Origin of the sequence: Paenibacillus sp. GYB004, from assembly GCF_036577605.1 — a bacterium.
Classification (GTDB): Bacteria; Bacillota; Bacilli; order Paenibacillales; family NBRC-103111; genus Paenibacillus_AB; species Paenibacillus_AB oceani.
The window spans coordinates 18,842-42,010 of record NZ_JARBDB010000068.1 but is presented as its reverse complement, the minus strand read 5'-3'; the positions used below and the strand labels follow the sequence as shown (position 1 = coordinate 42,010).

General features: G+C 50.3%; 33 protein-coding genes. All 33 read right to left on the bottom strand.

Annotated features, from left to right (window positions below):
- Positions 1 to 53: 53 nt before the first annotated feature.
- Positions 54 to 1,277 carry an SGNH/GDSL hydrolase family protein gene (locus PV433_RS31115; protein WP_332075863.1) on the bottom strand — a complete coding sequence of 408 codons (1,224 nt, stop codon included), beginning with the start codon at positions 1,275 to 1,277 and terminating at the stop codon, positions 54 to 56.
- A 48-nt stretch (positions 1,278 to 1,325) separates the two neighbouring features.
- Positions 1,326 to 1,541, bottom strand: coding sequence for a CD1375 family protein (locus PV433_RS31110; protein WP_332075862.1), 216 nt, complete (start codon positions 1,539 to 1,541; stop codon positions 1,326 to 1,328).
- Positions 1,538 to 1,663 carry a CD1375 family protein gene (locus PV433_RS34270; RefSeq protein WP_442951598.1) on the bottom strand — a complete coding sequence of 42 codons (126 nt, stop codon included), beginning with the start codon at positions 1,661 to 1,663 and terminating at the stop codon, positions 1,538 to 1,540. Before PV433_RS34270 ends, PV433_RS31110 begins: the two co-directional genes overlap by 4 nt.
- A gap of 17 nt (positions 1,664 to 1,680) precedes the next feature.
- Entirely contained in the window at positions 1,681 to 2,118 is a 438-nt protein-coding gene (locus PV433_RS31105; protein ID WP_332075861.1) for a hypothetical protein, read from the bottom strand.
- On the bottom strand, positions 2,115 to 3,236 hold the full coding sequence (locus PV433_RS31100) for a hypothetical protein (RefSeq protein ID WP_332075860.1): 1,122 nt from the start codon (positions 3,234 to 3,236) through the stop codon (positions 2,115 to 2,117). The genes PV433_RS31105 and PV433_RS31100 overlap by 4 nt, the downstream gene beginning before the upstream one ends.
- A 16-nt stretch (positions 3,237 to 3,252) precedes the next feature.
- Positions 3,253 to 3,792, bottom strand: coding sequence for a putative phage tail protein (locus PV433_RS31095; protein WP_332075859.1), 540 nt, complete (start codon positions 3,790 to 3,792; stop codon positions 3,253 to 3,255).
- On the bottom strand, positions 3,782 to 4,843 hold the full coding sequence (locus PV433_RS31090; RefSeq protein ID WP_332075858.1) for a baseplate J/gp47 family protein: 1,062 nt from the start codon (positions 4,841 to 4,843) through the stop codon (positions 3,782 to 3,784). Before PV433_RS31090 ends, PV433_RS31095 begins: the two co-directional genes overlap by 11 nt.
- Positions 4,843 to 5,280 carry a DUF2634 domain-containing protein gene (locus tag PV433_RS31085; protein ID WP_332075857.1) on the bottom strand — a complete coding sequence of 146 codons (438 nt, stop codon included), beginning with the start codon at positions 5,278 to 5,280 and terminating at the stop codon, positions 4,843 to 4,845. The genes PV433_RS31090 and PV433_RS31085 overlap by 1 nt, the downstream gene beginning before the upstream one ends.
- Positions 5,277 to 5,600: a DUF2577 family protein gene (locus PV433_RS31080; protein ID WP_332075856.1), complete on the bottom strand. Its 324-nt coding sequence runs from the start codon at positions 5,598 to 5,600 to the stop codon at positions 5,277 to 5,279. The genes PV433_RS31085 and PV433_RS31080 overlap by 4 nt, the downstream gene beginning before the upstream one ends.
- Complete coding sequence (locus tag PV433_RS31075) at positions 5,600 to 6,601, bottom strand: XkdQ/YqbQ family protein (protein WP_332075855.1); 1,002 nt, start codon at positions 6,599 to 6,601, stop codon at positions 5,600 to 5,602. The genes PV433_RS31080 and PV433_RS31075 overlap by 1 nt, the downstream gene beginning before the upstream one ends.
- 1 nt (position 6,602) lies before the next feature.
- Entirely contained in the window at positions 6,603 to 7,025 is a 423-nt protein-coding gene (locus PV433_RS31070) for a hypothetical protein (RefSeq protein WP_332075854.1), read from the bottom strand.
- Positions 7,026 to 7,037: 12 nt separating this feature from the next.
- Entirely contained in the window at positions 7,038 to 8,501 is a 1,464-nt protein-coding gene (locus PV433_RS31065) for a hypothetical protein (protein ID WP_332075853.1), read from the bottom strand.
- 446 nt (positions 8,502 to 8,947) lie between these two features.
- Positions 8,948 to 9,337, bottom strand: a complete 390-nt coding sequence (locus tag PV433_RS31060) for a phage tail assembly chaperone (protein WP_332075852.1) — start codon at positions 9,335 to 9,337, stop codon at positions 8,948 to 8,950.
- Positions 9,338 to 9,351: 14 nt separating this feature from the next.
- The gene (locus PV433_RS31055) at positions 9,352 to 9,777 is read right to left on the bottom strand and encodes a phage tail tube protein (RefSeq protein WP_332075851.1); all 426 of its coding nucleotides are present in this window, start codon (positions 9,775 to 9,777) and stop codon (positions 9,352 to 9,354) included.
- 11 nt (positions 9,778 to 9,788) lie between these two features.
- Positions 9,789 to 10,853: a phage tail sheath C-terminal domain-containing protein gene (locus PV433_RS31050; RefSeq protein WP_332075850.1), complete on the bottom strand. Its 1,065-nt coding sequence runs from the start codon at positions 10,851 to 10,853 to the stop codon at positions 9,789 to 9,791.
- A gap of 15 nt (positions 10,854 to 10,868) precedes the next feature.
- A complete protein-coding gene (locus PV433_RS31045) occupies positions 10,869 to 11,291 on the bottom strand; it encodes an HK97 gp10 family phage protein (RefSeq protein ID WP_332075849.1) in 423 nt (140 codons plus the stop codon).
- The gene (locus PV433_RS31040; RefSeq protein WP_332075848.1) at positions 11,284 to 11,712 is read right to left on the bottom strand and encodes a phage tail terminator family protein; all 429 of its coding nucleotides are present in this window, start codon (positions 11,710 to 11,712) and stop codon (positions 11,284 to 11,286) included. The genes PV433_RS31045 and PV433_RS31040 overlap by 8 nt, the downstream gene beginning before the upstream one ends.
- Entirely contained in the window at positions 11,709 to 12,335 is a 627-nt protein-coding gene (locus tag PV433_RS31035) for a phage head closure protein (protein ID WP_332075847.1), read from the bottom strand. The genes PV433_RS31040 and PV433_RS31035 overlap by 4 nt, the downstream gene beginning before the upstream one ends.
- Positions 12,332 to 12,616 carry a hypothetical protein gene (locus PV433_RS31030; RefSeq protein WP_332075846.1) on the bottom strand — a complete coding sequence of 95 codons (285 nt, stop codon included), beginning with the start codon at positions 12,614 to 12,616 and terminating at the stop codon, positions 12,332 to 12,334. Before PV433_RS31030 ends, PV433_RS31035 begins: the two co-directional genes overlap by 4 nt.
- Positions 12,613 to 12,921 carry a hypothetical protein gene (locus PV433_RS31025; protein ID WP_332075844.1) on the bottom strand — a complete coding sequence of 103 codons (309 nt, stop codon included), beginning with the start codon at positions 12,919 to 12,921 and terminating at the stop codon, positions 12,613 to 12,615. The genes PV433_RS31030 and PV433_RS31025 overlap by 4 nt, the downstream gene beginning before the upstream one ends.
- Positions 12,922 to 12,961: 40 nt before the next feature.
- Positions 12,962 to 14,260 (bottom strand): phage major capsid protein, encoded by a 1,299-nt coding sequence (locus tag PV433_RS31020; RefSeq protein ID WP_332075843.1) that lies wholly within the window; start codon positions 14,258 to 14,260, stop codon positions 12,962 to 12,964.
- Between the two features lie 11 nt (positions 14,261 to 14,271).
- On the bottom strand, positions 14,272 to 14,922 hold the full coding sequence (locus PV433_RS31015) for an HK97 family phage prohead protease (protein ID WP_332075841.1): 651 nt from the start codon (positions 14,920 to 14,922) through the stop codon (positions 14,272 to 14,274).
- On the bottom strand, positions 14,906 to 16,159 hold the full coding sequence (locus PV433_RS31010) for a phage portal protein (RefSeq protein ID WP_332075840.1): 1,254 nt from the start codon (positions 16,157 to 16,159) through the stop codon (positions 14,906 to 14,908). The genes PV433_RS31015 and PV433_RS31010 overlap by 17 nt, the downstream gene beginning before the upstream one ends.
- A gap of 4 nt (positions 16,160 to 16,163) precedes the next feature.
- The gene (locus PV433_RS31005; protein WP_332075839.1) at positions 16,164 to 17,879 is read right to left on the bottom strand and encodes a terminase large subunit; all 1,716 of its coding nucleotides are present in this window, start codon (positions 17,877 to 17,879) and stop codon (positions 16,164 to 16,166) included.
- Positions 17,876 to 18,202, bottom strand: coding sequence for a hypothetical protein (locus tag PV433_RS31000; RefSeq protein ID WP_332075838.1), 327 nt, complete (start codon positions 18,200 to 18,202; stop codon positions 17,876 to 17,878). Before PV433_RS31000 ends, PV433_RS31005 begins: the two co-directional genes overlap by 4 nt.
- A 68-nt stretch (positions 18,203 to 18,270) precedes the next feature.
- The gene (locus PV433_RS30995) at positions 18,271 to 18,642 is read right to left on the bottom strand and encodes a hypothetical protein (RefSeq protein ID WP_332075837.1); all 372 of its coding nucleotides are present in this window, start codon (positions 18,640 to 18,642) and stop codon (positions 18,271 to 18,273) included.
- A 4-nt stretch (positions 18,643 to 18,646) separates the two neighbouring features.
- Positions 18,647 to 19,330 carry a hypothetical protein gene (locus tag PV433_RS30990; protein WP_332075836.1) on the bottom strand — a complete coding sequence of 228 codons (684 nt, stop codon included), beginning with the start codon at positions 19,328 to 19,330 and terminating at the stop codon, positions 18,647 to 18,649.
- A gap of 1 nt (position 19,331) precedes the next feature.
- The gene (gene terS, locus PV433_RS30985; RefSeq protein WP_332075835.1) at positions 19,332 to 20,075 is read right to left on the bottom strand and encodes a phage terminase small subunit; all 744 of its coding nucleotides are present in this window, start codon (positions 20,073 to 20,075) and stop codon (positions 19,332 to 19,334) included.
- 270 nt (positions 20,076 to 20,345) lie between these two features.
- The gene (locus tag PV433_RS30980; protein ID WP_332075834.1) at positions 20,346 to 20,912 is read right to left on the bottom strand and encodes a tyrosine-type recombinase/integrase; all 567 of its coding nucleotides are present in this window, start codon (positions 20,910 to 20,912) and stop codon (positions 20,346 to 20,348) included.
- 424 nt (positions 20,913 to 21,336) lie between these two features.
- A complete protein-coding gene (locus tag PV433_RS30975) occupies positions 21,337 to 21,753 on the bottom strand; it encodes a hypothetical protein (RefSeq protein ID WP_332075832.1) in 417 nt (138 codons plus the stop codon).
- Between the two features lie 26 nt (positions 21,754 to 21,779).
- Positions 21,780 to 21,995: a hypothetical protein gene (locus tag PV433_RS30970; RefSeq protein WP_332075831.1), complete on the bottom strand. Its 216-nt coding sequence runs from the start codon at positions 21,993 to 21,995 to the stop codon at positions 21,780 to 21,782.
- A 179-nt stretch (positions 21,996 to 22,174) separates the two neighbouring features.
- Complete coding sequence (locus PV433_RS30965; protein ID WP_332075830.1) at positions 22,175 to 22,672, bottom strand: hypothetical protein; 498 nt, start codon at positions 22,670 to 22,672, stop codon at positions 22,175 to 22,177.
- Between the two features lie 22 nt (positions 22,673 to 22,694).
- Entirely contained in the window at positions 22,695 to 23,081 is a 387-nt protein-coding gene (locus PV433_RS30960) for a helix-turn-helix domain-containing protein (RefSeq protein WP_332075829.1), read from the bottom strand.
- Positions 23,082 to 23,169 lie beyond the last annotated feature (88 nt).

The window sequence follows — 23,169 nt, the reverse complement described above, 5'->3', positions numbered from 1 at the left end:
CTCTGCCCATTTCTTTGGGCAATAAAATAGCCCCGATCGGCTCGGAGCTAGACTTAATTCACGATTCGAATTGTCGGATTAGACACGAGCATCTTTCCCGTCAAGTTTGTCGCAACGACATAAAAATCGATCTTCGTTGTACCGTCCGGGATAACCAATTGTGGCGTGCTATGGATCGCATCCGTCAGCATCAGAGCGGGCCCGTCGAAATTACCCGTAAGGCTATACGTGTTTTGAGTGGTGCCGATGCAGTTTACCTTTACCGCGATCGAGTCCAACGTCGTTATGCCTTCGAATTTTATGCGGGCCAGTCCTTCCACTTTGGTTCCGGGTGTAAACCCGGTCGTTATGGACTGATACATGCTCACAGTCGCCTTCGTCGCTACATCGATTACCTGCTCGTTATATGCGATAGTACCGTCGTTATAAAAGTTCTTTGACCTCGTGCCGCCCACGAAACTCCAGCTTGTCGCGCCGCCAGAGCTATCACCGGTCAAAATGCCGTTCGTCAGCAAATTGTTCGAATCGTTATACGACTTCGAGAGCATGTTTTCCTTGCTAAACCGAAGGGCCGCGTTCAGATCTTCGTAAAGCTTCCGTCCCATTCGGGCCGCGCCTGCTGCATTAGGGTGCGTGCCGTCATCGCTAAGACCGGCGAGGATAAGTCGCCCGCTAGAATCAACGAGAGCGCTAAACATATCGCACAGGATCACATCTTTGTTGGCGTAGGCGTAGTCCCGGATGAACTTATTGATCGCGTTTAGATTAGCTAGCCGCTGATCGGTATTGCATTGGACGGACGGCGGTAGGGTCGCGATTACGAGTTTACTGCCGTTGTCTTTGATCCTTTTGTATATCGTAGCGAGATTTGCTATCGTCGTCGCGGCAGCCGTATCAGTAAGAACGTCATTTGTGCCGCCGAGCACGTGGACGTAATCGGACTTATATTGCAGCACGTCATTGTCGATCCGAGCAAGCATCTGCGTCGTTGTGTTGCCGCCGATGCCGGCCTGTCGGAGTATTTTGATATGTCCTCCAGTCAGCAACTGCACCCAGTAGAAAAATCCGGTAGGCTGCCAATAATAGTTAGCGGTGCCGCTGAATGGACCATTTTGGTTTGTAATGCTGTCACCAAAAAGTACAAACGACGGAAAATCGTTTCTATTTATGGCACCCATCCCGCCGCCTCCGGTCAAGGCTGCGTGTATCCCTTCCAGCAATTCCATTTGATTCATAACTGTTCCGTCTGCACGAAGCAGTCGGCCGCTGCGACTCATTTGAACCGCCCCCCATAAAAAATAGCCCCGAATACTCGGGGCGCGGTGTTACTCTGCCGGTTCCGTCGGAAATGGCTTGCCATTCTCATCCAGACCGAGCGCCAGCAGATCGGCCCTCACTTCATCGCGAATGTTTGCCGGTACATCTGAAAATTTGCGACGGCCAGCGATAATCAAAGCAACAGTTACTGTAACCATGGGCATGTGCATATCACCTCCCTTCCAAAACCCGAAGATCCACAACAAAAAACGCAACATGATCATTCGCCCTCTCCAGGCTGATCCGTTGCGTTTAATTGTTGTTGGACTAAAGTTCGTAGATGCTCCGGCACGTCTTCAATCGTTCGCCGTCCGGCCCTGATGAGTTGCACCGATAGCACTACCATACGTTCATCTAAACTATTCATGCCGGTGTACCTCCGTTTCCGCTCTGCATGTCGAGCACCATGAGATAAACGTCGAATAGAGCATCCATCGTGTTCAGGTTATCGCTCTTACTGACGGAAAGTTCAGATTCAAGTCGAGCAACCTTTTGCGCGTCTGACTCCGGGATCGGCGTCCCGGCTTCACGCCAGCCGTAAACATCATCGTATTCGAAGTCGCGTTCCTCAATCGTCGCACCTTCCGGCATTGGATTCGTCGGTCGGTCTTCGTAAAGTTCAACCTGGATAGTCTCTTCCGGGATAATGACTTCGTTACCCTCTTCGTCTGTCTCGGTTCGTTCCGGCTTTATCACAACCGTCTCATACTCGCCCGTAGGCATGGAGTGAATTTGCTCGTCCCATGGACCGATATTGATGATTACGCCGTCGTGGACTACGCATTGTTTGCGTTCTATCATTTCGCTTTCCACCCCGTGTTTCCCGATCCGGTTTCTTTAACCCAGAACGTCGTATTTGCTCCACCCGATTCATTAACATAAATAGCACCAATAAGCGCGGTAACCACTCCTTCCGGGCTTCCGGTGCCACGGACAACGCCAACGTCGTACCATTTACTATCTACCGCCGACAGGAACTGAAGCGCCCTAAACTGAGTGTTCTCTCGTAAACTACGCTCGTCCCAAACCATCGCCACACTTTCGCCCATGCTCCATCCGCCAACTTGTAGACGTTTCGACGTCGCGTCCATTCCGAAATTTATCGCGAAGTTTCCAGCGGAGTGGAGAGACATGTAAGGATCGTTGGTAGGGCCGTCCGATCGAATCTCCAAAGGTGAGGATAAAGCCGAGTCTGTGTCTTCCATCTTCATAATAGTCGGATTCGTATTCAGACGTCCCATTACGGTTAACTCTGTCCGTATGGTTTGCGCCACGCCTGTGTTACCATGAATAAGCGACTGATCTTCGGTCCCATTCCACCATCGCGGAGGCAAAGCGCTGTGAATCGTAGTAACAGACGCTGTATTCCCAACTACCACACCGTTGTCTATAGACACATAAATAATAGGGCGCTTTGCGGCATCAGTATACGTCCCTACAATTGCTACGTTATTAGGGAGTAAAACACCGTGAAGAGCTTTAATGCCAACGAAAGGAACTGTCGTAACTGCAAGTCCTTCATCCGTCCAAGTGATTGGATTAGCACCAGCTGCTGCGGTATATATACGTAGACCACCTTCCGTGGTTACTAACATTGATGCCGGATTGCTTGTATTTATGCGCAGCCAGCCGCCAGCAGAGCCGTTGTAGTAAGCGTTATTCGTTATATACGTTACGCCATTTGAACCAATAGTTGTACTCGCTAACTTATTGATAATTTGCATGCCGTTGCCGTTGTCAACCATCATGTAGATGCCATCGTCAACAAACGCAATTGGACCGGTCATTTTCCCGCCAGCGGTAGGAAGCTTTTCAGATAAAGCCCCATCGATAATATCCATATTGTCATTCTGATTCTGAACGTTGTAATAATCCGATGGATCAGGCTTCTTTAAACTATAGTTCGGAGTTTGTTGCATTCCCCTTCACTCCCTCCTAAGTGATGTCACTCGACCGTAACTGTTCATAGGTGAATTGAGCGAGATAATCATGCGTATATGGCGCAAGCTGCTGGTACTGGTTGTAAAGGAAAATATAGATGACGCCAAGATGGGCAGGCTTAATATCTTCGATCGCTAGTTTCAAATCCTGGAGATTAGGAGGCGTCCCTACGACACTCGTAAATGTAATCTTGATCGTTCCGTCGAATTGGACGACGACATCCCCGTTCGAAAAACTGTCCGCAACTAACTTGATTAAAGCCGCGTCCACCTTACCGGTACCCCGCATCTTGGATTTGACGACCGACCGGCGTTCCGCAATCGGCTTGCCTGACTCTGTCACGATGCCTAATTCAGCCTCGTACACCCCAAGCGCCCATGTCGCCGTATCGACGGACAACTGCAAACGTAGATCCGCAATCGCCGCATCCCGGCCGTCAAACTGCCCGGCTTCCGCATCGAAGATCGCTTTGTATACGGAGGATTTGCGCATAAACGGCTGCAGACGGAGCAGCATCTTTTGACTATGTGACATGGACCGTCACCGTCCCCAGCACCGCAACTTCTTCCGTATCGATCGGCACGTTGTTTGTGCTGCCGTTCACAGTCAAGCCGGTATAGTCAGCAACCCCTTCGCTCGCCAGGATCGCGGCCCCGGACCGGGCGTAGCTGACAACCGGTTCGATGAACGCAATTTCTTTCAGGTACTGCGTCATTCCGTCGGCAATGGACGCTTCAACTTGCGCCTGCGTATATCCCGCCGCGATTGTAATTGTCACATCTACATTAATGCTCACGCCGATTGCGCTTACTACGGTGGCGTATGCGCCGATCGGCGCAACCCCATCCCCAAGCCCTGACGCCCCGGGATCAATGTACGTTTGTGCCGCCGAAACGACGGCAGCGCTGGCCGGCGTCTTGTCGCTGTCGATAATGACCACTTTCACCGTATTGCTCCCATTCCATAAAGGGATAATGCGAGCATCCCCGACCCCTGACACCTCTTTTGCCCACGCCAGGTAATGCGCCCGATTCCCGCTCGTCGCAGGCGTCCGGACCCGATCATAATACCGCTGGAGCAAATCAGCATCCGATTCGGCTTCAAAACCGTCCTGTGTCGGATTTGGATTATTGACGGCCGTGAACCCGGACAACGTAACAGGGAAAAGCGTGATCGTGTTGGCCGCGACATTGCCGCTTGAACCGGCTTTTATGGCCTCGATCGCAATAAGTCCGCTTCCGGCGACGGCCTTTGTCTCCGTCGCCCGAAACTGCGTTCCGGCGACCGTCTCGAATAAATTCCCGATTTGGATCGTGCCGGTGCCGGTCACAATGACGCTACCGATTGCCCGCGTTGCCGCCTTACGCTCGATGCCGGTCCGCTCCCGGACGCGCTGCGCTAATGCGCCGCCAGAAAGGTTTTCGATACTGAGTTCGCCTTGTACCGCTTCGATACCGCGATCCGTCGCAGCAAACTGTTCTGCCGCAGGCGCAAGCGAATCGAAGATGAAGCTGCCGGGGCGTTTGTCATAATTACTAGACACACCGTCCAGCATATCGGAAAGAATTTGGTCTTTGTCTGCCATTACAACGCCACCGTCCCTTGCGTCGTGCCGTAGATGCTTTGTACATCAAAGGTGATGTCCAGTCTCGATCCGGATTGCGAAAACGCGAAATTATCGACTCTCGTTATTGCTTCATTTTGCAAAAGCGCCTCTCGAATCATCCTCTCGTACTCCGAGTCGCTAAACGAGGATTTGAAGTTTTTGCCGATCAGCGAATGATGCTCGCTGCCGTATCCCGTTCTCGCGTAAATTAAACTGTCCCGAATGGTCCGCAGCGCCTTTTGAATCCAAACTTGCAAATATCCGACTTCCTGCAGCACGATCGTTTTGCCGTCTTTCAAAACAAAATCACCAGCAGTAAAGTCCCACGCCAGTGTAGAATGAACGACACTGGCCGCAGCAGGAGCCGCGACATCCTCCGTCCGGAATTCCAGCTCGGCTACTTTGGGTAAGCTCATGGAGACACCACCTTGTCAATGACATACCATTTTTTGAGGGCATTGTCCGGAATCATCATCACCTCATCGCCGTTTTGCAGCTCATATTTACAGGTGACTTCCTTGGTTTCGCTGGATGACCCGTTGGAGTCGGTGTACTGCCCGGTATATCCATTCAACAGCGAATAGGATACCGCCAAATGCCGCGGCTCCAATACGATGCCGTCGCCGTATTGAATCCGGAGTGGATCTATTCCAATAACGGTCCCGGTTGTCATTCCGACAAGCGTCGGGTTATCCCGGGCCGCAAACATCATTGCCAACTTATCGAGGTTATTCATCAGCCCACATCCTCCGGAAAAACAAGTTCTATATCCATCGTGTAAATGAGATTCGCCACACGATGTTTGGCCGATGCGATCATGAAGCGCCCGGTCATGCCGGTAACCGGCTCGACCAGATCCAGGAGACGCCCCGCCTTAAAACGAATGTCGCCCATCAACTTAACCGCGTTTTTCTCATGCACCTTCCCAAGCCGCTGCAACATGATTTTTGCCACTTGCCGACTCTTCGCCGCGTCCTCCGCGTCAATCTTTATCGTTTCTTCGAGCAGCCCGTACCGAGCAATTAGCGCATCGTCCTGTTCTTGCGCCGTAACCTCGTATTCGGTTTCCTCATCATCCACGATGATCTGAATGCGATTACGCATCTCTTCGATCGATCGTGTACGGGATGGACTTCCTATCACCTGGGTAACGTCTGCTTCGCTTATGTTCTCAGCGAGCCGGAATGTCCCGGTAATTAAGAGGTCCTGCCTCTTTTCGAGGTAGAGCTTGCCCTCCCGCATTTCACCGTTGATTTGGTACCCTTCGTGTTTTTCAACGGTGTCAATGATATACTGAATGATTTTGCCCGGCGACTCCTGAATAAAGATTTTATCGATCAGCGTCGGCATGTCCGGAATCGAGCCGATGCTGATTCCGAAATCATCAACGATCTTCGTGATCGCCTGCGATGCTGAAATTCGGTTAAATTGATAGACGGACTTGGATTGTCCCAAATACCACGAAAAATCGTAGGCGGAATACGTCACCGGAGACCGGCCTTTTCTGCTTTCGCTGACGATGATCCCCCGAAACACCTCGTCTTCCCCTTTGGCCAAAATAACCATATCCCCTACGTCACAGGGAATCGTCGGGAAGAATCGTGTATCGGAGAATGCCACATCGAATTCAAACGCCGTCGTTATCGTAAAGTCGCTGTCCCAGGACATACCCCCTACGATCGGGGTAATGTCGTACCGGGCCGACCCATCGGACTTGATTAAGGCGACTTGGAACATATCAACCACTCACCTTTACAAAGGGAAACTCTCGCAAAGATAGGGTATACTCGATGTCGCCGCTCTGCCCTACTCGGTACGTAAAATCGTCGATGGTTACCGCCGTATTGATCTTATAGCCGTTCCGGTCCGTGTTAGCGACGATGAACCGGATCGGATAGCGCCGGTCTCTCCAGCGCTCAATCGCTTCCACGTATGCCATTCCCCACATTTCCTTGCTGCGTAAGAACGGATACTCCCGCACCGGAAAAAAGCTCTCGATCTCCATCAACTTCAAGCCGCGCACGCCGATTAGGTTCAGCTCCTGGCTTAACCCATCAAAGCTGTCATTGTTGTATGGCGATGCAGTCTCCAGTGATGGGGGAATTACGGGAAGCTCGATGACTTCCTCGTTGTTGTTTATGGATAGAAAAATAGAAATCATAAGCTTCCCTCCCTACGTGAATAGCTTGCGTTCGATGCGTGGAACGAGCTTGTCCGCAATCTCCTCGGCCGTCAAATCGCTGCCGTTCACGGTGACATTGATCGTATTTCCGCCGCCCCGCGTCTTCTCCATCATTCCGGTGTTGTTGTCCAGGGCTTCCACGAGATTGCTTTGTGAGACCGCTCGCTGTTCCTGTTGGACTTGCGCCTGTTGCTGCTGTTGGTTCATCTGCGCAATAACATCGTCAGGAGCCGCCTCTTTCTTGGTCCCCATCCGCCAATCGAAGGACTGGCCCTCCGTGTTGAATTTCGCTCCGCTGAAATTCGCCTCTTTCAGGCTGAATTCCAGTTCACCGATGTTCGACCCGGTAATCTTGTTAATTCCTTTTATAACAAGGTTAACCCCGTCTAGGGCGCCGCTGATCATTTTATTGATGAAACCAATCACGCTGTTTACGCCCCATTCCGCCGCGGAAACAACCCCATTCCACACCTTTTTCCCGGCAAGCTCCACGTTATCCCAATTCCGGATAAGGAGGACGCCCATTGCGATCAATGCGCCGATCCCTACAACAATCATCCCGACCGGATTCGCAGTCATTGCTGCATTCAGCCCCCATTGCCGGATTGTCATGATCGTCTGCCAAGCGGCCACGCCCATCTGAACCGCCTTTAGCGATGCGAGTGCGCCAACTATGCCGTATAGAAGCGGCGAAAGCAGCGACCAGTTATCGCGGAAAAAGCCATAAGTCGCAACACCGGCATTCAGCACCGCCCAAACGCCGCCCGCCAGATCCTTAACGCCCTGTACCAAGACGCTGATCCCGCCTGACTCTACCCAGGCGCGAAGAGGAGCGACAAACATTTTGTCAAATTCCGCGACACCACCGCCGCTCGTCAGGTTATCCATTTCCTTGCTTAAGCTCGATACGCCCGTCTTCATCAACTCGAAAAGACTGCCTTGCCGGATAACGCCTTCCGAGGTGACGCCGACCAAGTTCGACATCCCTTCCTTCCACGTCCCGGTGACGACCGCAACGATGCCTTTTAACGTGGTGGCCTGTTTCTCCATGCCGCCTTTAAACCGGTCTTCCATGAGAGCAAATAGGGCGTCGTTAAATTTGGCTTGATCGACAATCTGCCCCTGGTTGTTCACGACGACTTGATTCCGGTACATCTCTCCGGCCTTCTTCTCCAGCATGGCCTTCGTGATGCCGAATTCTTTCAGCCGTTCCAGCTCGCCGGTCTGCGCGTCGGCTACCGCCTCGATCGCCTGCATCAAATCCGTCCCCATGACGGCAGCCATATCGCCGATCGACCGCATCGTATTTTTGGCCTCGATTCCGTAGGCTTGCAAGCGAACGGTACCTTTGACAACCTCATCCGTTTCAAATGGAGTTGTCTTCGCAAACTGGGACGCCCACTTCATCATTTCCCCGGCCTTTTGGGTATCCTTGAGCACCGTTTCCAGCGTCAACCGATAACCCTCCAGGCTGGACGCTGCCTGAACGCCGGAGTTGACCGCGATCGCGCCAAATGATGTAATCCCGATCCCAAGCGCCGCTGTCGCCGCGATTGCCCCTTTTTTGACTGAGGACCAGGTGTCATTCGCTTGTGTCTTTAATTCCTTTAATCTCTTTTTGTAATCGACGGTTCCGCCAGATATCTTTTTAAGTGTACTGGTAACCCTGTCCTTAAGGGTTAACGTCCTGGAGATGTCTTTAGCGCTAATATCTCTCCTCCTCCATTCAAACTAAAAAGGGCCGATTCCGGCCCCCATCAGTTTGTTTTCGTCTTCAAGCTGGACAATCATCGATTGCATCATAAAGCGTTTGGTCATAAAGTCCACGTTCAGAAGATAGTCCGGAGCGAATCCGCGCTGGATATAGTAATGCAGAAAATGAAATTCGGAGTCGCTCCGGATTAGTTTTTTAGTTCCGCGTCGACTTTCCTGACAGTATGACCGTATCCCGCAAGCTGCAAGGCAAACCCGCTGATTGCCGCGATTTCGCCCGGACGGAACAAGATATCAACGATATCGGTCGGTTCTGCGCAACCGAATTCCTTTTGCAACTTCGGATCTTTTAAATTCGGCGATACGACCGTATGATACACAACATGTGCGTCGGCCTTGTCGCTTAATGTTTCGTCATTCGCCATTTCAAGAGCCTCCGCCGCAAGTTCCCTGCTCGGTTCTTCAATGACAATTTCGGCGTCGAGTGATTCCACGTAAAGTCGTTGTTGCCGGCCTTTCCTTTTTTTGAGCTGGTCCTTTTGAGCCAACAAATCGGTAATGGTAAGCGTCTTTTTCACTCGTATTCCCTCCATTAGCTGATCATATCGATCATTTCGTAATCGCTGAAATTAAACGGTATTTCTTCGCTCCCGAGCGTCTTTTGATCAAATTTAAGCAGCATAAATTCGCTAATGGTGACATCGCGTAAAGCTACCCTTTCCGCTCCGCGCGTATCCGGATCGGCAACCTTGCCGACAATTTCAAGGCGAGGATAGATTCCCCTACGCACATTCGCGGCCATCGTCCGCTGCACACGGGAATAAATCTTTTTGATGGTCATCGATCCTTCACCATTCCAGCCGGTTGCCTTCCTATGGGTAGCACCCGAGCCCGCAAAATTGACGTCCTCGTAATTGACCGTCACTTTCGCCTCGAACGCGTCCACTTCGGCCCACAACTCGCCGCCTACCCACACACGTCCGTACGTGCCGTTAATGATTTCATTTGCGTTTGGCATCGCCTACCTCCTTATACCGAAATTTTGAATTGCAAGTCTTCGACTGCGTCCAGAAACTTGAGAGAACCGGAAAGGAACACCTTGCTGCTGAATGACATTTCTTTGACCTGCTGGTCCGTCAGTCCAGATACGTCCGTTCCTTGTGCTTGCCAAGCGAGCCGCTGTGCCTCCACGTCCACACTGACCGAGTTATCAGCAGCAGGATCTAATACATCGCCTTCTAATCCGGTCAGATAGGCATTTAAGGCCGTGATGAATAAAACCTGATTGTCATAGCTGTTATTGACTTTTCCGACGTATTCGTTGTCGAAGGTGCGCTTGATGTCCTCAAGCACCATGTCATGCCCTTCGATGATTTTGATTTTCTTGAAATCCGCGCCCTTGCTAACGGTTGTCGTCGTTAGCGAGTTCACACCGCGACCGATTTTGAACTTTTCCCCATCGTTGATAATGATCAGCTCGCCGTCATCGATATTCTGGTCGGGCGTCGTATGTTCGGTAATCGCCTCGATCTCGGGCAGCTCGCAATATGTCGCCGATCGCGTCAGCGGCAGACCGGCCAGCATTCCGGCGATTCGCGATGTATACTCGGAAGCTGTATAGGGCGCACTCACGTTCTTCACCTTGATGCCGGTCGTCGTGAAATTGATAACCCCTTCATGGTCGCTGACGCTGTTCGGTAGAACCGCTTTGAACGTCCTTTTCTCGATATCTCGCCACGTTTTAACTTGAGTCGAGATCGCAGCGACATCGGCAGCGGGAATACCCGGCACGGCCAAGTAGTTCCACTTTTTATAGGACAGCCGGGTCAGCGCATCATTGTAATTCGTAGCCGCAATGTTCAGCCGTTCCACGATTACCTTAGACGGCACGCCAAGGAACGCCATATCAATAAATGCTTTATTAGCCGCCGTCCAATCCGCCGCGTCAATCTCCGAAACGGCTGAATATTCCTTTGTGGCAAACGAGGTGTCCGTGTCATCCTTGAGGATTAAGGCGACGATGCCCCGTTGACTCCGCTGGATCGCGGTTACGGCAAGGCTGGAAAAACTAATATTAATTTCGGGCAAGCCCATTACATTCACCCTTTCTTATAGCTTCTTTAAAATCCTGTCGAATTCGTTCTCCAGGATGTTCGTCCATTCTCTCTCGATTTCAGCCGTCGCCTTTTCGAATACGTAATGCCCCTGTTTGAATCCATGTTCGCTCCCGTCTTTTCCGACAATACGATGCCCGTATTCGATCAAATGGCTATGTGGAGCGCCGGAATACACTCTAACTTTGGTTTCATCCGTACTCAAATCGACCCACACCTTGCCGCGTTTAATGGATTTATGGTAATTTCCCGATTTTTTTTGAACAGTTCTCCGAGCTCTCTTCGACACGATCGCCCGCGCCTTCGTTCCCGACCGCATCATAAGCTGCCGGGCTTGCTTCGGGAAAAGCCGCTGCAAGTCATTCAGCTCTTTCGCAAACCGGTCCAACCCCTTGTCTTCCGCTTCAAAGTCAGCCATCGAAATGTAGCTCCTGCATCAGCTCGCCCGTCTCCGACTCCTGAGTGTCCTCGTAAAACGCGAAATCGAAATCGTAGTGGACCACCTTATCCACGATGTCGGCCGTCGCGCTTCCGATGGTGATGACCCGAGATCCGGCAGCGAAGTTCAGGACAAACAACGTCTCCAGCTTATCCATCACGCCGTAAGCTTCCTCTTTGTATAGGTGCTTGTCGGTCGGGAAAAACAGAATGCGACATGTCATCTCCCGAAGCCGATTCGACAGGTACGCCTCGGTTTGGGACGTTTCTAACGAAACAAAAAAAGAAGGCCGTTTAAAGCCTTCTTCCACATCGCGGCTCTGGATCTCAATACCCGGGAACGCCGCCTTAATTTTGTTGTTGATCGCCTTGTTGATCTCGACTCGGGTCAATCGGCTCATGGGATCACCCGCTTCGCCGTAATTTGCAACGTCTCATTGCGGTTGAATGGATTTTCGATGTATTCGATGTTCCATCGCTGCCCATTCACGAGCAAGAACATGTCCGGCGTAATACCGTCCCTATATACGATGGTTACCTTGAGGTTGTTGGTTGTCTCGATCACGTCACCCTCGCCCAAGCCGGTCCCGCCACCCTTGTAATCCACTTCGGCCTGCACGGTAAAAAGACGTTCCGGTAAAGGCGATTTTTCGCCCATGCTGTTTTCTGCCGATGAGTTGCCCCATATTTCTATGGTCGTCCTCAATCGAGACAGGTTGGTCCGGATGTCGTCAAACGCCGCACAAACCAGCTCCAGCATTCGATTGTCGGTATCATACGTGCGTATGACTTGATAAAGCGTGCCCTCATGAACGAGACGAGGCTCGTTTTGATATTCATCGAGCCAGACTTCAAAAATCGCTTCCGGACGGAGTGCGTTTGCCATTGCTTGGTAAAACTCGGATTGCCGAATCGATTTCTTTTTCGCAAAGATCTCCCGCGGCTCGTTCTCCGTGATCTGGTCGCCGGTAGCCGACTGCGAATACGAGAGTCCGATTAGTTGTACAACTTCCGGAAGCCTCATCCGCCTACCGCCCCCTTCGACTTTGCGAGCTGGGTCAAGAGCGTATGGAAGACTGGAGAAAACTCGGTTTCCCCGCTCTTGATATTCCAAAGGTCTGTTACGCCGAGAACGATGGCGCCGACCGCCAGGTCGCTGAGCATCGATTCCTCCGACACGCCCGCTCCCACCATGTAGCCTTTAACAGCCAGAAGCTTTTGCTTGAGTGTTCGGTTGTGTGCCGTGCTCGCAAGCGAGATGTTCAGCCCCACCTTACATTCTGCAATCAGCTCGTCGTCGGTCAATCGGGATCACCACGATCCGAGGATGATTCAACTCGCCCCATATCCTCCGGTTCAGGTTCCCCCGCTCCATCCACCGCCGGTATCGAATCGGTTATCGTCTCACCTTTTGGCTGTTCAACAATTTCGGGAGAAACCGAATAAGGAACAAGCACGATTTTGACACCGCTGTTCTCCTGCTCGAACCGGAGCTTGTTGGATAACTCCTCGTGTTCGCTCTCCGATAACGGCATAGTCGCTTTCCACAGTATGACAGTCTCGTTATCGGCTTCAATTTTAGTTGCTTTTTTCGCTTGTTTTCTCAACACTTGCTACCGCCTTTCAGAAGGGGCCGAATGGCCCCCGTAATTAGGTTGCCGAACCTTTTTTCACGATCACGACGCCGTTCGGGTCGAGCAGTTTGCCGTCTGCGATGAGGATCGCCTTATCTACCCATTCATTGGTATCATGGTCGAAATAACGGAACATGGTCATCTGCAGATTGGAATTCAAGGCATAGTTTTTGAGGTTACAGAAGACGGCGACCACATCGCCCGCAGCCGCGTCCGCGAATGGTGCAATAACATCGTCTTCAACCTCAATGACTTCCTTGCCGCCGAACCGGCCCTGCGGCCCTTCGGTAATGCCGTAGTTAACCCGGCCGATCGGCTGGCCGTTATTATCGACCATGCCGTTAATATAGCCTTCGAACGTGCTGGAGGCCATGATGAGGTTGGCGCCCGCTTTGTATCGCAAGGGCATTTTGGCGAAAATCTTCTTGGCCCACTGCTCCCAATCGGAAAATTCGGCCGGCGTCATCGTGACGATCTGAGAGGCAGGTACACGCGAGTCTTTCGTAATACCAAGCATTTTCCCGGTCCCATCGCCATTCATAACGGCCAAATCTACCGCTTGAATCATCGCTTCGACGATAAGATCCGTGATGGTCGTTTCAAAACCTTCGAGCGTCACGGTATCGGCCAACAAAGAAATGGATACTTTGCACTCCAATCCGTGATAGCTGAACGACACTTTGGTATTAGACTGAACCTTTTGCTTATCCGAAGGAGTTGTTTCACCGATCCATGTCGCAACGGGTTTGAGCGACAGGATGGGTACATCGACTCCGCCCTTAATGTTGAGTCTCCGAATACGACTAAAAATCTGCCCGTACGCCGTCAACTTCCGGATAACTTCATTGAGGATCGTTGTCGGAATGACCGCGGATACGTCCGTCGTCATTGTCATTGCATTCGCCCGCAGCTCCGGTCTGATTTCCCCTGTTTTGGCGAACACCATGAAAGCGCTCCGGTATTCCAGTGTGGCATATGGGTCAACCGGCCCCTGGGAGCGCTGTTGCTCTCCTGGAGAGCCCGCGCCGTTACCGAGGCCATACGAGCCCATAATATGAGCAGCGCTAGGCGCTCCGGAAGCAGGCACTTGGGCGCTTCGCTGCTCGGTAGCAGGAGGCGTATTCCCACCCGCGACCGGATCGTCCGGCATGCTGTCGATCATGCTTCGCAGCTCCGCGATCTCCACATTCAAGGTTTCCATCTCGGCGTTAATGCTCCGCAGCTCCGCTACCTCCGTAGCTGCCGCCCCTTTCGTTCCGAGTTCGGCCTTTCTTGCCTCTTTCTTTTCCAGCATTTTCTTAAGTTTGTTTTTCATAGATCGTCACCTTATCCCTTCATCAAGAGTAGATTTTTTAACTTCAATAGTTCCAGCTCGTCTTTCGAGTTATCCAACTGAGACCGGGCGTTCTCCAACGCCTGACGCGCATTATCCAATGCCGTCCGGTCACGAGCATTTATGTCAGTCCCGGTATAGGCCGGGAAGTTGACAGCACTTACTTCAATGACTCTCTTAATTTTCTGAATGCGACGAGTCGGCATGTCCGATTCGAGGTCTTCCCACTTCTCGGCGTCGATATAAAAGATAAAAGACATCCCATCGATGTCTTTTCGCTTCACCGCGCTGTATAGCGTCCTGGCTTCGGAGTTATTCTCCGCGTCCAAGTTCGCCCTGATGTACAGCCCGGTTTCGTCCAGCTGCAGCTGCATTGTTGAATTGCTGTTGTTCCTCCTGCTCCTGGCGAGCGGAATTTTCATCAAATCGTGATTCGTGCAAAAAAGTACATCATCAAAATTGCAGCTATCGAAAGCTCCGCGTTCAATGATTTCGTTATACCACCCACCGATATTCGTTCGTTGGTCGTAAACGGCCGGATGCCCTTCGATATAGGTGCCGTCATCGACGGCCCTTATGTCGAGAAGGCCAAAGCTGCGCTTGATCGGCTCATCTTTATTGGGCAAGCTAATCATTTTGCTCATCGCCCTTCCCTCCATTCGTTGTCGATTTCCGCCCCATCTGGTAGGCGTTCGCTAGGTTCACATCAATGTAATTAAGCGACATGGTTCGCCGCGATCCCGTCCCATCCTCCAGCGGGGGAAACCCGAGAATAGCAAGCTTCTGATCGTCGGTAAGCAGCCCTTGTTCACCCGTTGTTTTGATCAGGTTGAGTTTTGCCGCCGTACTCAGAAACATCATGTTTTTATGATAAAAAACAATCTCATTCCCCATGTCCAATTCACGCGGGGTAAAGATTGTTTTGGAAAAAGCTTGCCCTAGTCCGATGACAAGCGGTTCGAGTGTGCTTTCGTAAAACGCTTGATATTGCTCGTCGGTATAATCCCGGGAAAGGATCGCCTGGGATACGCCATACCATTCCTGGGCTGTACTTCTTAGGAAAGAAAGCGTGTCTTTATCGACCATTTTCGGATCGATGTTGACTGGAATGAAGTCCCCCTTCAAATCAAGAGGCATAATGCCGGAATCACCGCTCATCATAAGCTTTTCAAAGCGCTCCCGCTCCGCTTTTTGACTTTCGTCATCCAGCATAGTCGCGATCTTAATAACGCCCCGGACCGACATGCTGGTCTTAATCCCTTTTTCCAGCCCTTGCAGAACGACGTCGTTAATCTGCAACACTTTCAATAGTGCCGCATTGTCTGGCTGGCCGTTCTGCCCGCCGCCCATGATGTCGTTAACGGAAAACTTCTTCCGGATATGGATGACATCCGAATAGGGAAGTGTGAAGCTGTCTCCCGAACGAAAAAACAGTTTCACGAACAACATACCGGCTTCGTCCTGTAAGAAATCGACTTGGTATGGATTTAAGGGGTATAGCCCTTTGTACACCCGCGAATTGCTCTCGCTGTCCTGCTCATACATCGGGTAAATGAATACGTTGTAGTTCAGATATAGGAGCCAAATGACTTTTTCGAGAAAGTCCCGTGTCGTCATCAGCTCATTAGGGCCGAACTTGAACAGCCGGTTTAAATTACCCTTCGGCGTCACCTGCTTACCGGAGTTGTCATGACGGATATGCCGCGGCTGCAGCTTGCTGATTTCCGTCGCGATGATATCAATGCAGTTCTGCACGATATCCGAAGCGTAAATGTTATCCCCGAACTGCGAAAAGATCGGGATGTAACCATTCATCATCTTGGCCCGGATGTATTCTTTTCCTTTGTTGATCAGCCCCTTGAGGCTGGAGAGTAATGCCACTGTATCACCCCGCTCTCTTCACCAAATCTAGGAATTCCGTTCGGTTATCGATATAGACTTTATAGACGAAGATCATCGTTAGCGTTCCGTCGATCTTTTTATCGTCCTTGCCCTGGATCTTCACCGGACGGATCTCCATCTTGCCGTTGACTTCAACGGCCGTATTTTCTAAACACCATCGATCGATCGGGTGCTTGTTGTAGTTGACCAGCTTGCTACGTAAATCTGCTCCGAGGAGCTTCATCGGCTCGCTGAGACTCCCGAATTCCTGGCTGATCCGAACCATATCGAATCCGTGTTCTTCCATTTCCTTCACCCAATAGATCGCGGACCATTTGTCGTATCCGATTTTATAAAACCGGATTCCGTAATCTTTAAACAGACGAACAAACCATTTGGTCACATGGCGAAAGTCGTTTTCGTTTCCATCGGAGACGGTGATCATGTCCAGCTCGGTCCATTTTTCGAATCGTTCTCGATCTTCCTTCGAGAGCGTCGGGATTTTGGATGCCGGAATAAAGTATCGCTGGATCATAAGCTTTTTCCCGTCCTTCATCAACAAAGCACGGGCCGATGCAAGATCGCCGGATTTGGAAAGATCAACTGCCCCGATTGCAAACGCTCCTCTGAACTGATCAATATCAAAGGAGTCCTCGCTTGCGATATCTTCGTCAGCTAACCAGGCAGCAGCATTGTTTTGCTTGACGTTGAAATCCTTCGCTAACACGAAAGCTCGCATTTCTTGGCTCGTCTTGGACTCTTCCACCATCCGGCGCAAGAAGCTCCATTTCTTGATCGTGCCAAGGCCGGGATTACTCTTCGTCCACGTTTTTTCGTCCTGCCAGATCTCACGGGAATTGTCCTGCGTGTACATCCAAAGGAGCCAACGCGGGCGATCCAGCTCGCCGTCCAGCACTTGACGCGCCTCGACCATCCGGCCATCCAAATAACCATCATTCGTAAACCCTTCCGTTGTCAGCTCAATATAAAGAGGCTCGTCCTGTGTGGATAGAGCCTGTCGGATCGGCATGACGGAAGTGTTGTCCTTCATCTCGTGGGCTTCATCGACTGCACCCACGCCAATGTTCCGGCCTTCCTTCGCGCCGGTCTTGGCCGATATTTTGCGTATGGAGCCTTTATTCCGGTAGCTGTATTTCCCTGTCCGGACAGGCTTTTTCGGATTGCCGAAGTAGATGCCCTTGATATTCTTTCGCGTTTTGAGGTCCAGTGTTCGGCTTTCCTCGCGCATCGAGTTGATCGCCTGGAACATCAAGTCCGCTTGCTCATAGTCGTTGCTCGAACAAAGAATCTTGATTCCTTCGGGGCCGCAGAAGAATTCGGCTAGGCATATCGCGCTTACGAGTGGCGTCTTCCCATTCTTCCGGCCGACCACGTATAGAATGTCCTGGTAGAGCCGCACCCACCGCCCGACTTCTTCGTCGTAAATCTTGAACGAATAGATCGCCTCGATGAACGCCTTTTGAAACAGCATCAGCAAAAAGGGCTTCCCGGAGAAAGGCGCCTCGTAGTGCTTGCACTGCGTCTCGATGAACTTGATCCGCTTGTGTGCTTCATCCAGCTCGAAACGAATGTCCGGATTATCGAAATGCGAAAGCAGGATGTCGAACATCTTTAGCAATTCTTGGCCGACGATGATCTTTCCGGATTTGCACAATTCGATATATTCCAGCAAATGCGAATGTGGTAAAGCATTTATCATTCGAATTCACTCATATCGTCATCCAGCTCAAGGACATTTTTGCTTAATACGCCGTTAAGCGTCTTAATGACAACCGCATATAAATTCAGGTTTTTCAGATACTGCTTCGCAGCCTCGACCGGCCTTTGCTGTAAAGGATTTGCTGGGTTAATTTGAACGGTCCCGGTCTTATCGATCACGCTTCGCAAAACGTGATTTTCGGAAGCCAGACAGGCAGCATCCGCAATCAGCCCTTCAACGAGCTTCGCTTTGCTGGGATCTACATCGGCGAAAATCTCGGTCAACTTTGCATACTCACGCTGATACACATCCTTTTTTTCCATAGTAATTTCGCCCTCCTCGAATTTCGAAATTTTTGCCGTGTACCAAAATTGTGTCCCCTAGACGGTTATTAGAATGCTTTACCCAACGAAAGCACCGGGGGGCCCTTTTTCACCTCTGGCAATCCATTCTCTTTAGCCCAGGCATTGTATTCATCCGTTGCTAGTTCCAATCGTTTGCAATGAAGTTCCAACTGCTCCCTATTGCTCTCGGCCATCTCTTCATGAAAAGCGATAGCTCTACGAATCTGCTGACCCATCATGTAATGCTCATGGAACCAATGCTCCATTTGTGCAGCATATAATTCCTGTTCACTAAAATTCTCAAGTGCTTGCGCCGGTTTCACCGTCTCCGCCTTACAATTATCACAAATAACTCCATCCTTAGGTGGTCCTTTTCCCTTCCATACATTTCCGCATTTTGCACAAAGAAAGTCTGCCACTCTTTCACCCCCGATATTGTTCGAACCATTTGTCAATATACTTAACCCATTCGTCCTGCCGGTGCCGTAGCTGCTCGTCCGTTGCAAGCCGGTTCAAACATTCATCCCGACTCGCTTCACAGAATACCAGTTCAGCTCCCAGGTCATCGGCAAGCCGATCGCGCTTAAACCTTTCGGCATAACCACCAATTACCCAAGCATTCCCCCACTTGCCGAGGCGAGTCCGGATATTGTCGATCAATAGGCTATGCAGGCCGATCACATTGCCGAACAGACCGTCCGGCTTGTCATAGGCTGGTAACCCCGACACAGCTTCGTAAAGCCTATCCATATCGACAATAATGTCACCGCGCCGCATCTGCTGACGGACAAGCGTTTTCTTCCCGGCCAACGGAGGACCGTAGACCAAATAGACGCTCTTCTTGGATTGATAACCGAATCGCCTATGCTCCTGGTTGTGACAATCGCTACATACCAGCTCGACCCGTTCAGGGTTTAGGCTGATGGTATGGTCTTGGACATTCTCCGGCGTTAGCTCTATCTTATGGTGACCGATAATATCAATCGGTTTCGCAATGATGTGAGCGCATCTCTCGCACCTGTTCCCCCGTTCGGCGATCAGTCCCAAACGAAAGTTTCGCCAGGAAGAGGATGCATAGAAGGTTTGCAGTACTGCGAATTTAGCCACATTACCACTCCTGGGAAGCCATAATTTTATTCTCACGCTGTAACTTCTCGATTCGCGCCCGCGTCTCTTCATCGGACAATTGGCGTGCCTCGATCTTGCACTTGAGTTCGATACATTTTAGTTTCTTGTCCTGTACACGGGTTAGCGCTTCTTCAATCGCCAAAATACGTTCAAGTTTCTGTGATTTCTTGACCGTTCGTTCAATCTCGACAGGAATGATATCAATGACGGGAATCATCTCCATCGTTCCATCCTCGTCAAAATCCGGTTTTTCGCCGATCTTCTTTCGAGCAAATTCATGTTTGCTGACTATGGAGGCTTCGTCCCAGCCGTTCATAATATTAGCTCGAAGTTGGAGCATTCTTCTTTCTCGAAGCTCGAAAAAACGAATATGATTTTCGACTTGCACAAGAGGATCAGTCTCGACAAACATTAGCTTCGCTTGCTCTTCCGGATCTAAGACATCTTCCCAAATGGTTGCGTACTCCCCGTGAATGAGTGCATTAACATTTCGCTTCGGCGCTCCACCGTTGTTTCCCACGGCATTCTTATTCCCTTTAGGTGCGCCTCGTTTTCTTCGCCCTGGGTCCGGAAGCTCATCCCAGTTGTCAAGAAACTTCCATTTACGGATCAAGCCTGGAGCGATCCCGAGTTCCTTCGCAATTGAAGATAGTTTCCGCGTTCGCCCACCCTCGCACCACAGTTTAAACGCCTTGTCACGGTTCGGACTTCGTTCTCTCGCCACTACATCACCTCCACCTCCAAAGCGTCTTAAAAGGCAAATTTGGGCCTCTCATCACGTCGAATTGAGTTGTAAGAACGCTTTTTCTTTTCGGTCACGCTTTGAATGAGAATGACGGCCGAAAATGGACATCACAAAGAGGCAGTTTTCCACTAAAAAATGGTTCTGCAATAACCCATAACCTATATTCTGTTGCACTCATAAAAGCTCGATTTTTCTTGATCCTTCTAGGAGATTCCGTCTCTTCGTAAAATGAGTGCCACACAATCTGTTTTATGCGTATCTCAAGCGAGTGATTGCCGCATCCATCATGTCCTGTGTAAGCCCTAAATACATCAAAGTCGTTGTCTCCGTGCTATGGTTAAACATCTTCATTAGTAACGCTAGGTTACGTGGATCGGCCATGTAAAGATGGTATCCCCATGTCTTACGCATGGTGTGGCAGCCGATGTCCGTAAGGCCAAACTTTCGAGCTGCGATATTCAGCATCTTATAGGCGCTGCTCCGATCTAAGGGCCGGTTAGGAAGGCCGCTCGATCGCTTCTTTTGACGGCTCGGAAATAGAAAATCCTGATCCTTCATCCCTGAAATATAGGAATCGAGGTCCGGCCGGATATCCGGATGGATGATGAATCGTTTTTTCTTGCCGGTCTTCTGTTCACGTATTTCGATATGCGTGCCTCGGACAAGGCCCACTTTCAAGTTCAGCAAGTCGGATACACGCAAACCACTGTATATGCCCAGGCAGAAGAAAATATAATTCCGTTCGTTCGTAATCTTGAAATGCTCCTTAATCGCTTCGACAACAGTAGGGTCGCGGATCGGCTGCACAAAGTTCATGGGTCTTCACCTTCTTTGACACATTTCTGCTTGGAGCAAAATTGCTTCACCCCATCCCACTGGCCCCACATGCAACCTTTGCATTTCGCTGGCTGTTTGGGTGTCTCATAAGGTACAAATAATTTTAGTAGTTTCTTCACCGTTCATCCCCTCCAGCGAGAGCGCCGGTATCGACGCACTCTAGCAATTGATGAACAAATCTATACATGGAAAAGAGTCGCCACAAAAAGTGACGACCCTTGTTTCATAGGGGCTTCCAACCCCTACTCACCACCGCACCCTTGACGACAAGCGTCTAAGGCAATCCTGCCCACAGCACGGCCGAGTGCCGATAGTGATAAAGGTACAATCGGCATTACCATGGGAACTGTTGTTCCCCGATATGCAAATTGTATCTTGTATAAACCGAATTTTGCCCCTCGTCCTAGCTTCCGTTTACCTTCTGACCACCGTCAGAATTAGACCCTATTTCGCCCCATAGCTTTAGGTTCTCAGCGATTTCTTTAATGCCTTCCGCTATTCGCCTATCTATCGTGCTTTCGCTCATCTTCTTTTGGAATTCGATTATGGTTAGGTTTCGAGCCTGTCCTATAGGATTCAAGAAACGGAAATCCGTTACCTCGCGAACCTCATCTTCCGATATGGCCCTAACCGCCATTTCCAGCACTGTCGTTGTATGCCGCAATCCGTCAATGGTTTCCTGCTGCTTCAAAGTCTTGTACTCTTCTTTTTCCATGGATTGAAGGTTTTTTTTAAGTTGTTTGTAATCTTGGAGGAGGAGCTTCGTGGTGATCTTATCCTCCTCGGTTACTTCTGGAAACATCAGCATCTGTTTCCCCACTGCTCTCCCCTCCCTTTTCTGTATAATCAAAAATCGCGTTCTGCCATAACGCCCAGATGACCAAGCGCTATTTCTATGTGCTCCACCGCGAGACTTGCAGCAGCTATTTCATCCGGATCCCGATCATTAGCCACCAGATACAACCTGCAAATTTCCGCTTTCTCCTTGGCCCTCACTAAAGCTCGAACAAGGGCGTCCTTTCGGAGTTGATCATAGTTGTTCATTGGTTTTGTTCCTTCCATTAGGCTAATTCATCCGCTCGAAAGAAGTTGCCGAACTTATCTCGATGAGGTAGACCCGTTTCCGGATCCGTACTCTTTGATGCCGGTCTGACCTTATGGGGCGTCTTGCATTCATGGCATTCGGTCTCAGTATCATCGGGAAGAATGTACTGGCTGCCTTGATGTTTGCATGCCTGGCATCAGTATCGGCAACGGTAATGAGGGATGCCTCCTTTATCTTTGATCCCCGTTTTCCACCATTCCGGCTGTTCCTCAATATCGGCTGGAACACTCAACCTTTCCCCGATCGATGTCATGAGTGTTCTGTCACTGTTAAGCAACGGTATTTTTCGAGAGATTTCTTTTGCGGATTTTGCGAAATTATCCATAGTTTGTTTTACTTCACTTGCATATGCTCTAGTCGGGCTGTACTCAGCGTGCAACTCCGCCTTCGCCTTCTCTACTTCGTTTCTCGCTTTCTCTTGCAGATCGATTTTGAAATTGATCGGAACCGGCTCAGCTTCCACCAGTTTTCTTGATTGAATGAACGCTTCCAAGCTCCGTTGGACTTCCGGATTTGACCCAAAGAATCCAAACACGCCGCTAATGATAGCCATCTTCTGCATTTCATTAGCTTGTTTCAGCTCTAGATCCAAGGTCTTATTCTCGTCGTAAATGTTCAATTTCACCTGAACCATATTTAACCGCCCCTTTATAAGATTAATAGGAATTATTCCACTGGTTCGCTTCTTGCACATTTTCGTGGGCTTTCCATTGTTCCACGAACTTTTGAAACTCCGGAGTCAACCCACGGGACTGTATAAATTCAGCCATCATGTCGTTTGTAATGGACAAGATCTCGATCATTTCAATCAGTTTTTTCGAATCCTTTTCACCGGTGCGTGGGTCATTGGTTTTCCCTAATAGGTAATCTGCAGAAACTCCAAGAATTGAAGACATCTGATTGAGCTTTTCACTTGGCGGCTGACTCTTATCCCTTTCATAACTTGAGAAATTAGCTTCGGTCATACTAAGCTTGGAAGCCATTTGACTTTGCGTATATCCGCACTTAAGCCTGCATTCTTTAATTCTTTTTCCTAGTGTCATAATAAAAACTTCCCTCCTCTTACTGTTTCTTTATCTGCGTCACCCATGCAAACGCCCTTCCCGATCGTCCTGGGTCTTCGATAATGTA